Source organism: Arthrobacter sp. H35-D1 (genome assembly GCF_030063185.1).
In the GTDB taxonomy this organism is placed as follows: domain Bacteria; phylum Actinomycetota; class Actinomycetes; order Actinomycetales; family Micrococcaceae; genus Specibacter.
In genome coordinates this window covers 59072-73597 of the sequence record NZ_JASISP010000002.1, presented here as the reverse complement: position 1 = coordinate 73597, position 14526 = coordinate 59072, and the positions used below count along the sequence as shown (strand labels likewise).

The window sequence follows — 14526 nt, the reverse complement described above, 5'->3', positions numbered from 1 at the left end:
ATGACAAAACCAGCATTCGGAACACGGACGACGCAGGAGGTGGCCTCGCCATTTTGCCGCGCAGACGAACTTGTTCAAATCCTCGCATTGCTCGATGGCTCCCATGGCCAGGCAGTGTTCGTGGACGCGGAGACCGGCATGGGGGCGAGCACCCTGTTGCGCGAAGTTGCACGGAGGGTGCAGGACCATGGGCCACTGCTGGAAGTCCGTTCGTCCCCTGTGCTGAAAGATGTTCCTTTCGCCGCGTTGCAGGCAGCTGTGCGCCCCGGCAGTCCATACACCCAGCTGACGTCCGTGGAGATGTACAGGGCCGTCTTTGCGTTTTTTGGCTCGCAAGGCGGTCCGGAACTCCATGGAGGTGTTCCGGACGGAGAGCCGCTGATAACGGTCGACAACGCAGAAGTGCTGGATGCCGCCTCGGCTGAATTGATCAGTGGCTTGGTGCGGGCCGGTGCAGCCCGGGCTGTTCTTGCGCATAGTTCGTTGCTGCCGCTGCCTGCACCCCTGCCGGAGTTGTGGCTCAATGGCCTGGCGGAGAGAATCAGTCTGCAACAGCTGGGACCTGCGGCCGCCCATGAATACTGCCAGGGAGTCTTGGGCGGCAAACTGGTGGCTCCCAGCAGCACGAACATCCGCAACGCAGCCGCGGGGTCTCCGCTGCTGATGCGCCTCATGATGGCTGAGGCGCTCGCCGTGGGCGCCTTGCGCTTTTCAAACGGCCTGTGGATTGCCGAGCCCTTGTTCCTTCCGCAGGGGAGAGGTGTGAGCGAGGTGGTCCAGGAGCGGCTTCGAGGGCTCACGGACAAGGAAAGGAATGCGCTGTACCTTGTGGCATTCGCTGAACCGCTGCAACGCAACCAGCTGGCAGCTGTGGTCGGAGCGTCCACGCTTGAGTCCCTGCGTGCGCGCAGGTTGATCATCGACTTGCCGGAACAAGCAGGCTATCTGCGCACCGCCAATCCCATTTATGGCCAGGTTGTCCGTGCCATGGTCCCGCAAACCCGCAGCCGGCTCCTGCACCGCCAGTTGCAGCCCGGCTCGCACCGGAACTTCATCAATGAGGATGCCCTGCTGCGTCAAACCATATGGTCCCTGGACAGCACCGAAGCCGTTCCCGAGAGCCAACTCATCCACGCCGCCGTGCAAGCCTGCCGAGTACACCAGACAGGGAAGGCACTGCGACTTGCCGAGGCCATGAAAGGCCCCACGTCTGCCGTGTGGGCGGCTTGCCTCCGTGCGAGGGCCAAGTACTTGCTCGGCGACTACAGCGGGGCCTTCGAGGCCCTGCCGCGTCCCGTGCCGGGCGAGGGCACAGTTGATGAGCTATTGCGGGGAGCCCTCCTGCGTGAACTGATCCACACAGCGCTGGGGCACAGCACAGCTGCGTCCAGGGCCGATGCCGTGAAGTTGCGCGAAGACGGGGAGGTGCTGGCCCGGGCGAACGAGTTCGAGCAGGAAAGCATCCGCAGGCGATGTACAGAGATGGCCATGCTGGTGGAATTGCTGGCATGTTCGCGCGATGGCCGCTACAGTCCCATGGCGGAGCCACTGCAGCAATTGCTGTCCAGGTCTCCGTCCCCAACCGAACATGAGGCCGCCGGCATGCGTGCTGTGGCCTTGGCCCTGGACGCAGAGCGGTTGACAGCCCTGGGCCGGCCGCTGGACGCGAGGGAACAGGCCGCGGCCGCACTGAAAGCCCAGGCCCAGCAAGACCACAGCTCAATTTTTCTGCCCGAACATGTTCTCAGTCGAGCCCACTCCGCTGCCGTGGCTGCCGGGAACTGGTCCGAAGTTGAAGAGTTGCTGGTCTCGTCGGCCGCTGAGGGCGGCCGGTCAACAGTGGGCTATGACGGCGGCGGAAGCTTGGTGCGGGGGCTGGTGCTGTTGCGCCAGGGCAGGTCCGAGCCGGCCCTTGACGTATTGTCCCTTGGTGTCGAGTCCTTGGCCTTGAACGACCCCGCCCAGCTTCATTCCCTGGGCACGGCCTTGGCTTATTACGCGGCGGCACGGTTGGGCCGCGAAAAAACTGCCGAACGCTTTGCCTTGATGCAACGCCGAGGTCCGGGCATGCACCTGATCGGTTCCCACCAACGGGCTTTTGTCGCTGCCGGTCAGGAACATCTCAAGGGCGACGGCGTCGGGCTCGGTGAACTGCTGCAGCTTGCCGATGCCGCACATGCCAGGGGCCTGCCCGCCGTGGAACTCAACGCGCTTGTGCTCGCCTTGGATTTTGCCCCGGACAAAGGTACCGATCGGCTGCTGGCCGTGGCCGGGCGTGTTCAAGGGAGGTGGAGCAAGGCCATGGCGCACTACTCGGACGGAGTGGGGAGCCACAGCGCGGCCGAACAGCTCTCCGCCGCCCAGCACCTGGCCAATGAGCAGCTTTTCTCGCATGCCGCATACCTCTTTGACCAGGCCGAAGCCACGGCAATCATCGGCAGGCAGGGCAGGCTGGCCCGTGCCGCTCGGGCAGGCGCCGTGCAGGCCAAGGCTGCGATGGGTTCGGGCGCCGAAGCCCGCGGGCACGAGCTGATCCGCCAGGCCACAAGTGTTGTGCTGACCCGCAGGGAGCGCGAAATTGCTGCCCTGGCCGCCCGTGGAGTCAGCGATGCCGAGATCGCAGCTCGGCTGCACCTGTCGGTGCGCACCATTGAAGGTCACCTGTACCACTGCTATGCCAAGTTGAACATCACCTCCCGCAGTGAACTGACAGAGGTTCTGTAACCCGGTTGGGGATGCCCCGCCTGTCGGGGTCAGCATCATGTTCGGCGCCCGCTTGTCATGCCGCACCGTAAAAGAGGCCAAGGAACAAGCCGAGCCGAAACAGGTACACAAGACTGCGGCACGTACGCGATGTCATGCATAACAACGTATTTTTCCTTGATTCGATCAATCTGCTGACGTACCCGTGCACGTAGTCCAAGTAGTACGTGCCCAAGAACCACGTACAAAATATTCGTGCCCACGTGATGGCTGGATTTAGCTAGCTAAAAAAGACGTATCGTTCACCCGTGCTACGCCAACAAGCTGGAAGTTGACTGGAAGTAGCAAAGCAACTCGGGGAAGAAAGCTACAACGTCCAGTCAATCTGGAGGCAAGAGGTCTCACATGTCTCAGTCTCAGTGCGCCATGTCCTGCAGTCCCACCGGCTCAGGCATGCCACGCAGTTCCCGTCCACCGTGTCCCTTTCACCACAGCAGTGTTCAGCACTGCAGTGTTCAGCACGGCAGCGACCACCACTGCAGTGACAACCACAATACTTGTCCGAGGCACTGCGCCAGTATGCAGTGTCTTGGGCTACCAAAGCGGAACCGGCGGCGGAGAAGCCTTCTGAGACCAAGGCTTTCCCCCAGCCGCCGCCGGTTCCCCCCACTGCTGCCGGTCCTGCTGTCCCGCGGATCGGCAGTCCAGGGGCGCCGGCCCACGGACGCCTGCAAACTCGTGGAAAAGGCTCAATCATGAGCCAACTGCAAGCGCCGCATGGCAGCCAAGGTCCCGGGCTTGCTCGGCCAGGGCATGCTCGGCCGGCCAATCCACGGACCGCCGAGGCAAACGCCAGGGCGGACTCCAAGGAAAACAGCTCCGGAAGACAGGCTTCGCGCAGGCTGGAGCAGCCACACCGCTTCCTCCGGTGGCCGGGCACGGATCTGGCACGGACCGGCATGCACCTATCAGGCGGGGCACTGCCCGCCATGCTCGCCGATACAGCTAGTGCTGCGGGCCCTGCCTCCACGCCGGTTGCCCACCACCTTGCCGCGACCAAGAACCCAACAAGCGCGGATTGGGCCAAGAGCTTCCTGTGGCGGTTGCGGATCAGCGACCTGCTGATCACCGTGATCGTTGTGTATGTGGCGTTTGCAGCGCGGTTTAGCTTCGCCGGAACGGCCGGGCCATCCACCACAACCCTGCAGTACGCAGGCTTGGGACTGTTGATAGTTGCGCTGTGGAATCTGGACTTGGAGATCTTCCGAACCCGTGAACGCACGGTGGTGGGTGCCGGCGCAGCAGAGTACCGGAGGGTACTGAATTCAACGTTGCGTTCTTTTGGTGCACCGGCCATTGTCCTCATCGTCTTCGACTTGCAGTTGGTGCGGGGCTTCTTCGCCGTGGCACTGCCGCTGGGCATCTGCTTGCTGGTGGCCAGCCGGTGGATGTGGCGCAATTGGTTGGGCCGGCAGAGGGCGCGAGGCCGCAGCTTGTCGGGCGCAGTTGTCGTAGGGGAGGCAAAAGACGTTCGCTACGTCATCACACAGCTGAGTCGCAACCTGTCCGCCGGCTACAAGGTGGCGGGGGTGGCCCTGACAACACCCCAGGATCAGATCCGGCTGCAAGCCCCCTGGCATGAAGTTCCTGAGATGGCCAATAGCGAGGACATCGCAAGCACCGTCAAGCGCACGGGGGCCCAGACAGTGATTGTGGCAGGCAAATTGCCTGGCGGGCCGGCTGCCGTGCAGGAATTGGGCTGGCGGCTGGGGGACATGTCCTGCGAACTCGTGCTGGCGTCGTCGTTGACCAATGTGGCTGGTCCCCGCGTCCACTTCCGCCCTGTGGAAGGGCTACCGCTGATGCATGTGGAACTGCCGCAGTATTCGGGTGGAAAACATGTCATCAAGCGGGCCATGGACGTTGTCCTGTCCGCAGTGGCACTGCTGCTGCTTGCCCCATTGCTGGGCGCGCTGGCTCTTATTGTCCGCTTGGACAGCCACGGGCCCTCCTTCTTCCATCAGGAGCGGGTTGGCCGCAACGGCAAACCGTTCACCATGGTGAAGTTCCGTTCCATGGTGTCCAATGCAGAACAGTTGAGAGAGCAGCTGGCTGAAGCCAATGAAGGCAGCGGGGTGTTGTTCAAGCTTTCCAGCGATCCCCGAGTGACCCGCGCGGGGCAGTGGATGCGCCGGTATTCCTTGGATGAGCTGCCCCAATTTTGGAACGTCTTGCTGGGCCACATGAGCCTGGTGGGGCCGCGGCCGCCCTTGGCCACCGAAGTTGCCGGGTACGAGCGTCCCACACACAGGCGGTTGCTCATAAAGCCGGGTATCACGGGCTTGTGGCAGATCAACGGGCGTTCCGACTTGGAATGGAATGAGGCCGTTCGGCTTGATTTGTACTACGTGGAAAATTGGTCGCTGACGGGGGACACCATCATCCTCTGGCGGACCTTCAAAGCTGTTTATCGTTCAACCGGTGCGTACTAAGGGGGATGGCCATGGGTCTCAAAGTAGGTTATGCAGTAGGTGCTTTTGATTTGTTTCATGTGGGGCACCTGAACATTCTGCGTCAGGCACGGAGTCGATGCGACTTCCTGATTGCAGGGGTTGTCAACGACGAATTGTGTGCGGAAGCCAAGGGGCACACACCGGTTATTCCGCTGAATGAACGGCTGGAGATTGTGGCAAGCATCTCCTGTGTGGACAAGGCAGTTGTCGAGGACCACGCCAACCGGCTGGAATCGTGGCAGGAGCTTCACTTTGACGTGTTCTTCAAAGGTGACGACTGGCGTGGCACTGCGGCCGGATTCGAGCTGGAAAGGCAATTTTCCAGCGTGGGGGTTGCCGTGGTGTATTTCCCGTACACCCTCAACACTTCAAGTACTCTCCTGCGGCGGACCTTGAACAGGCTCAATGCTCCGCTGGCAGTTGCTCGCGTCTCCCAGGACGGCCTGTCATGAGAGATCTCAACACGGCGATGCCTGCCCAGCGCAAGCTTCGCATTGCCATGATTGGCACCCGCGGCGTGCCGGCACAATACGGCGGATTTGAAACGTGTGTCGAAGAGGTCGGCAGCCGTCTGGCCGACCGAGGGCATGAGGTGCTTGTGTATTCACGGGGAGTGGCGCGGGCGGATCGACTCGACGAGTATCTGGGCATGAAGATCATCCACAAGCCCGCCCTGCACCGGCGCAGCCTGGAGACGCTGAGCCACACAGGCTTCTCCGTAGCGGATACTTTGGGCCGCAATGTTGATGCAGCGCTGGTTTTCAATGCCGCCAACGCGCCTTGGTTGCCGTTGCTGCGGGCAGCCCGCATCCCGGTGGCCACGCACATGGACGGGATTGAATGGCGGCGTGGAAAGTGGGGCAAGACCGGCCGCCGGTATTACAAGGGTGCCGAAGCCATGGCGGTGCGGTACTCCGACGCCCTGATCGCCGATGCCTCCGGAATATCCGACTACTACTGGAACAACTACGGCAGGGATGCTGTGGGCATCGCCTATGGCGCACCGAAACAAGTGGGCTCCGGACAAGACAAGCTTGCCGGCCTCGGTCTGGTCGCCGAGCAATTCCACCTGCTGGTAGCCCGCTTTGAACCTGAAAACCATGTGGAAATGATTGTCGAAGGCTACGTGAAGAGTGGGGCGCGCCTGCCGCTGGTCGTGGTTGGCTCGGCCCCGTATTCGGCCAGGTACGTGCAGAACGTTCATGCTGCAGCAGACTCGCGAGTGATCTTCCTTGGCGGGGTGTGGGACCAGGAAATGCTCAATCAGCTCTATGCCAATGCCCTCGTGTACTGGCATGGGCACAGCGTGGGAGGGACCAATCCCTCGCTGCTGCGGGCCATCGGTGCCGGCACGGCAACCAATGCCTATAACGTCTCCTTCAATGAAGAAGTCCTGCGGCGCAGCGGCCGCTACTTCTCCAGCAGTGAGGACGTGTGCAGGCTCCTTGAATTGGCCGAAGGCGACCCATTGGACTGTGTTGACCGCGGCAAGCTGGCCTACAAGGAATCGCTGAGATACGACTGGGATGAAGTTGCACGGGCCTACGAACAGCTGTGCATCGACTTGGCGGCGCGCAAATTTTCCGGGCAGGCCAAGGCTGGCAGAACCTCCCGCTCAGGCAGACGATCATGACTGCGGCCAGTGGAGACCTGCGCGTGGCGTGCCACGCCAGGCCCGTTCGCGTACTGGAATCGTTCCAGGCGCCCCGCCCCACAACAAATCCCTACATCACTCAACTGGCACGCAGCTTGGACAGTGAAGCAGGATGTGAACTCGTCTTGTTCTCTTTCAAGCGGGCAATATTTTCCTCCTATGATGTTTTCCATGTGCACTGGCCAGAGCTGATTTATACCGGAAACGGCCCCGTGAAAGGGCTGGTCCGCGAATTGCTAACGGCAGTGATACTGGTTCGCCTCTTGCTCGGCAGAAAGGCATTGGTCAGAACCCGGCACAACATCGAACCCCATTCTGGAATGACGCTCAGGCAAAAAGTTCTTGACGCGTGGTTTGATCGATTGACTGCCGTGAACATCCGGCTGAATGATGTGACAGTTGCGCCGTCGCCGGCGGCGACGATTTTGCATGGCCATTATCGGGATTGGTTTGAGTCCTTTCCCCGCGGGAAGAGCACCGTGGGCCGAATCGCCTTCTTTGGACTCATCCGTCAATACAAGGGCGTCGAGAACTTGATTGCGGCTTTTCTTGAGCTTCATGACCCGGCCCTGTCGCTCTCGGTCTCCGGACGTCCAACGGATGCTGCCTTGCGCGACACCCTGATTAAGCTGGCCGACGGCAGCTCCGACATCGAATTCACTTTCAAGTTCCTCTCCGATGCTGAACTGGTCGAGGCTGTTACGCAGTCGGAACTTGTTGTGCTTCCCTACAACTTCATGCACAATTCCGGGGCAGCGCTGACCGCCTTGTCCTTGGGCCGCCCTGTTCTAGTTCCCGCCACGGAGGTCAATCGCAGGCTCTGCGACGAAGTGGGGCCGGGTTGGGTCTACTGCTTCGAAGGCCACATCGAAGCCGAAGACATCAGCTCAGCACTCAACAAACACCGTTCAAGCCCGCCGCGAGAGGAACCGGATCTGCAGGCCAGGTCATGGGAACGTGCCGGCGCAGCCCACCTGCGTGTCTTTGAAAATGCGTGTCGGCTCAGGAAAAGTACAGGCGCCGGAGCGGAATCGTTGCTCGTCACGGAGTCCGAACCGGTTGGGGGTTCGTGATGAGTGAAGGTTCCGCACCCAAGGCCAAGGAATGTGCCCTAATTGTCGTCAACTACGGTTCCTCCCCATTGCTTGCCAAGAATCTTGGCGCTTTGACGCTTGCTGAACTGGGCGGGCAAATCGTGATTGTGGACAACTACACATCCAGCCAAGAAGTGCAGGCCGTGGAAGAACTGGCATCGGCCCAGCACTGGACACTGCTCGCGTTGGAAAGCAACCGCGGCTTTGGCGCGGCAGTCAATGCCGGGGCGGAACTCGCCTTTGCCCGAGGTGCACGTGCCATGGCTGTACTCAATCCTGACGCGCACATCGAATCCGAAGCGTTGCTGCGCCTGTTGCAAGCTGTCGTGGAAGACTCCAACTTGATCGTTTCCCCGACCATCCAAACCAGCGATGGCAGAACTTGGTTTGACGGCATGGACCTCTACGTCAATTCCGGAAGGGTCGCCAGCCGACGACGCCCCGTTGCCCCGACTGGCCCACACGAGCCTTGGATTTCCGGAGCCTGCTTCGCAGTCTCCAGGACCCTGTGGCAATTGGTGGGAGGGTTTGACGAGGACTATTTCCTGTACTGGGAAGACGTGGACCTCTCACGACGGGTGATCAAAAGCGGCGGCAGGCTGACGGTGTCCGGCAGTATTCTTGCCGTGCATGACCCAGGTGGAACCCAGACTCGGGTGGGCGGGGTCCGCACAAAGTCGGAAGTCTATTATTTCTACAATATTCGCAATCGTTTGGTTTATGCGGCCAAGCATTTGGAGGCGCAAGAAATTCGGCGCTGGATTTATGCGACTCCACGAGTGTCGTATGAGATTTTGTTGGCGGGCGGACGCCGGCAGTTCTTTTCTTCGTTTGCCCCGCTGAGGGCCTATTTTACTGGAATCATCGATGGGCTGAGAATGATTTTGACCATCCGCTCCAGAACCCAACCACCGGGTCGCATCGGCCTGGACCAGGGCGCCGGCGACAGTCACTCGATTGCCGCAGCGGGATTGGCCCATGCACTCAAAGGACAGGGAAGAACATGAACAATTCTGAAAAACGGTCACCCATGGCGTGGACGTCTCTGGTTCTTGCGCTGGTTTCATCCATGGCGCTCACGGGATGTTCCACCCCTGCATCGAGTCCCGACTCACCCTCGGCAACGTCAAGTCCCGTCCCGTCGTCGGTCCAGGCGGACCCGTCGGCAACCCCGGGCAGCCAGACGGCCAGTCCCGGCACGCTTGAGCCGTCGCAAGCTGCAGGTCTTGCTCCTGCCATCCCCGAACGTCTATTGCCCATTCCAGCTCCTTCGGGTGGGACCATCACTGAAGTGATCCCCAAGGGCACGCCGGGGCCGGTCACAAAAGTTGGCTTGGAAGACACGGCAGCCCTTCCCAACAAGGTGTCGATAGAAATTTTGAACGTTGAGTCGATGGAAACGAAGGCGACAACACCGGGAGAGATAGCAGGACCCGCCGTTGCCATGCACGTGTCCATACACAACGGTTCGGCCGGCGTGATCAATATCAATTCAGTCATTGTGACGGTCGCCGATTCGACGAGTGCTCTTGGACAACCGACAACTTCAGATCCCTACAGTCCCTTTGCAGGCGACCTCGCAGCCGGAGACTCTGCAAAGGGTATCTACGTATTCCTTTTGCCCAAGGACGACAGGAAAGACCTGACATTGAGCGTGGAATACGAGGCTGGCCGAGCCAGCGCAAGTTTCACTGGCGATGTTCCCTGACATACCGCTTCTAGCAGAGATGAAATTACCATGAGATCAGCGATTCCGCGCATCAAGCATCCCATTGCAGCATTGGTGGCAGTTCTTGGCGCATTCAGTCTGGCCGTGACAGGTTTCACCCTGCCGGCGTGGGCGGCAGATGCGTTGCTTCCGGGCCCGGCCCCCATCGAGCAAAGAAGCAGCACAAACATGACCAGCGATCGATTGCCCACGGTGCAGATCGATGCTGGTGTGGTGTGGGCCCAGGAAATCGTCGGCAATGTTGTCTATGCCGGGGGATCTTTCAGCAATGCGCGACCGGCAGATGCTCTTCCTGGAACGAATTTGATTCCACGCAGCAACATACTCGCCTATGACATTAGGACGGGCGTCATCGCCTCGTTTGCCCCGTCGATCAATGGAACGGTGAAGTCGGTCAAGGCATCCCCGGACGGGAAACGTTTGTATGTTGGAGGGTCATTCAACTCTGTCGACGGTCAGACTCGATGGAACTTTGCCGCTTTTGACGTGGCCACCGGGGCGCTCGTCCCGACCTTCAAGGCTTCCGTGGGCGGTTCATACGTGAACGCCATTGCAGTCACGGATTCGGCGGTTTACGTGGGCGGGCTCATTGGGGCGGGCAATGGCGTTGTGCGCAAGGGGTTTGCTGCGTTTGATCTTTCCGGGCAATTGTTGGGTTGGGCGCCCACCGCCGACCTCCAAGTGGACGCCATGACGCTCACGCCCCAAAAAGACAAGCTGATCGCCGCCGGCCGGTTCGCCGTCGTCAATGGGGTGGTCCAACGCGGAATGGCAGCTCTTGATTTGTCCACCGGAGCTTTGCTTCCGTGGCAGGCCCCCAACATCATACTGAATGGCAAGGGAAGCGGAAACGGCGCCGGAAAGGCCGGAATCTGGGGATTGACCACGGACCAGAATGCGGTCTATGGAACCGGATGGGTGTTCGCGGACAAGACCGTGGGGAACTTGGAGGGAACATTCGCAGCTGATCCTGGGACGGGCGAGATCCGTTGGATTGCAGACTGCCATGGTGATCACTATGGAGTGTACTCAGACGGAACCACCGTCTATACAACCAGCCACGAACATGCGTGTGAGTCCGCTGGCGGCATTGTGCAAAAGCAACCGGAAAACTTGCGCAACTCCTCGGCCACCACCGCTGTGGCGAAGGGAACCCTGAGTCGTTCGCCCTGGGTAAACAGCATCTACAAGGACTGGAGCGGCTACCCGGCGCCTGCATTCGTGGACTGGTATCCGGACTGGTTGACAGGCAAGGCCACCGGCATGGGGCAAGCTGGCTTCTCGATTGTCGGCACTGGGAATTTCATCTCAGTGGGAGGGGAATTCGTAGGGGTCAACAACCAACACCAGCAAGGACTTGCACGGTTTTCCTCAAATCCCCCCGGGGGCCCAAAAGACGGTCCAAGGTTGTCCGGGACAGGGTGGACGCCCACTGCGACGTCCGTTGCTGCCGGTTCTGCCCGTGTCACCATTGGCGCGAACTGGGACCGGGACGACTTGAACCTGACATACAGTCTCATGCGTGTTGGGGAGTCGCAGCCGGTGGCCTCCACGACTATTCAGTCCACGTTCTGGAACCTGCCGGCAGTGACGTTGAAAGACACTGGATTATCCCCGGGATCCACCCACACTTACTACGTGGTTGCCAAAGACGCTGACGGAAATTCGGCAACGAGTGCCCAGAAAACTGTGAAGATCAGCGATTCAGCCGTATCGCCTTATGCGGACGCAGTGTTGAATGACAATCCGGCACTTTACTGGCCGTTGGGTGGCTCGGCATCGGTCGCTGCTGCAGACTGGGTTGGCAGCAACGACGGGACCGTGGGCGCAGGAGTGGGTTCCACCTCGGCGGGCGGGGGATCCATTGCAGGGGACACATCCCCGGCTTCCACGTTCAATGGGAGCAGCACAGGGGTCATTGCCAGCAGCCAAACAGCTGCTGTCGGCACGAGCTTCTCCACTGAGGCTTGGTTCAAAACCGCCACGAATCAGGGCGGCAAGCTCCTGGGCTACGGATCAAGCTCCAGCGGGGCTTCAACGTCCTACGACAGGCATGTATATATGCTCAACGATGGCCGATTGGCTTTTGGTGCATATACCGGCTCAACCAAGGTTGTCACTAGCACCTCCAGCTACAACAACAACGCCTGGCACCATGTGGTTGCAACACAAGGCCCGGGCGGGATGGTCCTTTATGTCGACGGGACAGTTGTGGGAACTGACCCGCAGACCACAGCGGCCCAGAAATACAACGGATATTGGCGAGTCGGCGGGGACAACCTTTCCGGTTGGCCAAATCGTCCATCAAGCGACTACTTCAATGGAAGCCTCGACAACTTTGCCGTCTACAACACAGCTTTGACGGCGGCACAGGTTGCCTCCCACCATGCGCTCGGCACAGGACAAGGTGTTCCAACGGCGTCATTCACGGCCACTCCAAATGCGCTGGATGCAGCCTTTGATGCGACGAATTCAGCTGCTCCTGCAGGGCAGACGATTCAGTCCTACCAATGGGACTTTGGTGATGGTTCGCCAACCGCAACGGGTGTCAAGGTGAATCACAGCTACAACGAGGCGGGTAGCTACACGGTCCTCCTGACGGTGACCAGCAGTGCAGGCGTGCCGGGAACTTCATCCAAGTCGGTGACTGTCAAGGTTCCGGTGGTGAATGAGGCGCCGGTTGCTGCGTTTGCTTCCAGTGTGTCTGGGTTGAAGGTGTCGGTGGATGGTGCTGGTTCCTCGGATGCTGATGGTTCGGTTGCTTCGTATGCTTGGGAGTTTGGTGATGGTTCTGTTGGGACGTCGGTGACTGCTGAGCATGTGTATGCGGCGGCGGGCAGTTATACGGTGAAGTTGGTGGTTACCGATGATCAGGGGCTTGCCTCGGTGGCGGCGACCCGTTCGGTGACTGTCACTGCTCCGGCGTCGGATGTTGTTGCACAGGATGCCTTTGGCAGGACTGTGAGCAACGGTTGGGGGAGTGCTGATGTGGGTGGTCCGTGGACGCTTACAGGCGGGGCTGGCATGTTCGAGGTTGATGGAGGGTCGGCCAAGCTGGCGCTGTCTCCGGGGTCCACCCGGGTTGCAAACCTGAAGTCGGTTTCTTCTGCTGATACGGATTCCCGTGTGACGGTTTCCCTGGATTCCGTCCCGACGGGTACTGGGAATTTTGTCACGGTGATCGGTCGGCAAGTGGGTTCTTCCAGTTATCTGCTCAAGTCATGGGTCAAGGCTGATGGGACCGTGGCGTTGGTGGTGTATCGGGACTCGACGGTCTTGCAGGTGTTGACCGTTCCAGGCCTCAAGTATTCATCCAACATGGTGTTGAATCTGCGTTTGCAAGTGGCCGGGACATCGCCAACAACTGTCCAAGGGAAGATTTGGAAGCTTGGTGAGAGCGAGCCGGCCAGTTGGCAGGCGTCGGTAACCGACAGTACCGCGAGCCTGCAGCAGGCTGGCAATGTCGGGTTGGGGGCTTACCTTTCGGGGGCGGCCAGCACAGCTGTTGCCACGAGCTTTGACAACTACACGGTGACAACAGGCGATGCACCGGCAGCGAACAAGGCGCTGGCGAAGGATGCTCCGCCTGCGGTGGACGACGCCCCGGCGATGGACGCCCCGGCAGCGAACAAGGCGCCGGCGAAGGACGCGCCTGCGGTGGACAACGCCCCTGCGAAGGACGCGCCGGCGGTGGACGACGCCCCGGCGAAGGATGCTCCGCCAGCGAAGGACGCTCCGGCGGCGAAGGACGCTCCGGCAGCGAAGGACGCTCCGGCGGCGAAGGACGCTCCGGCAGCGAACAAGGCGCCGGTTGCTGCGTTTGCTTCCAGTGTGTCTGGGTTGAAGGTGTCGGTGGATGGTGCTGGTTCCTCGGATGCTGATGGTTCGGTTGCTTCGTATGCTTGGGATTTTGGTGATGGTTCTGTTGGGACGTCGGTGACTGCTGAGCATGTGTATGCGGCGGCGGGTAGTTATACGGTGAAGTTGGTGGTTACTGATGATCAGGGGCTTGCCTCGGTGGCGGTCACCCGTTCCGTGACTGTCACTGCTCCCGAGGCTGCCTTGAAAGAGGAAACCGTACCCAAACCCGACCATGTGGTGGTGGTAGTCATGGAGAATCATTCTTCAACCACCATTCTGGGCAATGCGGATGCGCCCTTCATCAATTCCTTGGCAAGCGGCGGCGCCTCGATGACGGAGTCGTTCGCCGTTGCGCATCCGAGCCAGCCGAACTATCTGGCGCTTTTTTCAGGATCCACACAGGGACTGACGGACGATAGCTGCCCGCACAGTTACACAACACCGAATATTGCCAGCCAGCTGGTGGATGCGGGCTTGACTTTCACCGGCTATGCCGAGGACCTGCCAAGTGCCGGCTTCCTCGGATGCGAGAGCGGGCAATACGCAAGAAAGCACAATCCGTGGGTGAATTGGCCAGCCATTCCTGCAGCCGCAAACCAGCCCATGACAGCATTCCCGACTGACTACTCACGGTTGCCTACGGTCTCTTATGTGATTCCCAATTTGCAGCATGACATGCACGACGGAACCATTGCCCAGGGCGATGCGTGGCTGCAGGAGAACCTCGGTGGCTATGCGGACTGGGCGAAGCAAAACAACAGCCTTTTGATCCTGACTTGGGATGAGGATGACAGCAAGGCCCAGAACCAAATTCCAACCATCATCACCGGACAAGATGTGTTGCCGGGTGAGTACTCTGGAAAGATCACGCATTACAGTGTTTTGCGGACCATTCAGGACGCATTCGGACTGCCTGCCAACGATGGGAGCACCAAGGCCTTGCCAATCACTGATATTTGGACGAAATGAGAA

The 14526-nt window shown here is 60.1% G+C and carries 9 protein-coding genes; 8 read left to right on the top strand and 1 reads right to left on the bottom strand.

All coding sequences use genetic code 11. From position 1 onward, the window contains the following. The 6 genes from QMG25_RS03695 (at nucleotide 1) to QMG25_RS03670 (ending at nucleotide 8971) form a co-directional block, all read left to right on the top strand. Nucleotides 1-2724 carry a helix-turn-helix transcriptional regulator gene (locus QMG25_RS03695; protein WP_283457426.1) on the top strand — a complete coding sequence of 908 codons (2724 nt, stop codon included), beginning with the start codon at nucleotides 1-3 and terminating at the stop codon, nucleotides 2722-2724. 734 nt (nucleotides 2725-3458) lie between these two features. Next, nucleotides 3459-5195 carry a sugar transferase gene (locus QMG25_RS03690; protein ID WP_283457425.1) on the top strand — a complete coding sequence of 579 codons (1737 nt, stop codon included), beginning with the start codon at nucleotides 3459-3461 and terminating at the stop codon, nucleotides 5193-5195. 11 nt (nucleotides 5196-5206) lie between these two features. Beyond that, entirely contained in the window at nucleotides 5207-5668 is a 462-nt protein-coding gene (locus tag QMG25_RS03685; protein ID WP_283457424.1) for an FAD synthase family protein, read from the top strand. After that, complete coding sequence (locus tag QMG25_RS03680; RefSeq protein ID WP_283457423.1) at nucleotides 5665-6849, top strand: DUF1972 domain-containing protein; 1185 nt, start codon at nucleotides 5665-5667, stop codon at nucleotides 6847-6849. Before QMG25_RS03685 ends, QMG25_RS03680 begins: the two co-directional genes overlap by 4 nt. A gap of 341 nt (nucleotides 6850-7190) precedes the next feature. Next, complete coding sequence (locus QMG25_RS03675) at nucleotides 7191-7943, top strand: glycosyltransferase (RefSeq protein WP_283457421.1); 753 nt, start codon at nucleotides 7191-7193, stop codon at nucleotides 7941-7943. Further along, on the top strand, nucleotides 7943-8971 hold the full coding sequence (locus QMG25_RS03670; protein ID WP_283457420.1) for a glycosyltransferase family 2 protein: 1029 nt from the start codon (nucleotides 7943-7945) through the stop codon (nucleotides 8969-8971). Before QMG25_RS03675 ends, QMG25_RS03670 begins: the two co-directional genes overlap by 1 nt. Here QMG25_RS03670 and QMG25_RS03665 read toward each other — a convergent pair. Continuing rightward, the gene (locus tag QMG25_RS03665; RefSeq protein ID WP_283457419.1) at nucleotides 8949-9224 is read right to left on the bottom strand and encodes a hypothetical protein; all 276 of its coding nucleotides are present in this window, start codon (nucleotides 9222-9224) and stop codon (nucleotides 8949-8951) included. The genes QMG25_RS03670 and QMG25_RS03665 overlap by 23 nt on opposite strands. Before the next feature lie 31 nt (nucleotides 9225-9255). On the opposite strand from QMG25_RS03665, the gene QMG25_RS03660 reads away from it, so the two are divergent. Both QMG25_RS03660 and QMG25_RS03655 read left to right on the top strand, forming a co-directional pair. After that, the gene (locus QMG25_RS03660; RefSeq protein WP_283457417.1) at nucleotides 9256-9672 is read left to right on the top strand and encodes a hypothetical protein; all 417 of its coding nucleotides are present in this window, start codon (nucleotides 9256-9258) and stop codon (nucleotides 9670-9672) included. 30 nt (nucleotides 9673-9702) lie between these two features. Further along, nucleotides 9703-14523, top strand: coding sequence for a PKD domain-containing protein (locus QMG25_RS03655; RefSeq protein WP_283457416.1), 4821 nt, complete (start codon nucleotides 9703-9705; stop codon nucleotides 14521-14523). The last annotated feature ends 3 nt before the right edge of the window (nucleotides 14524-14526 follow it).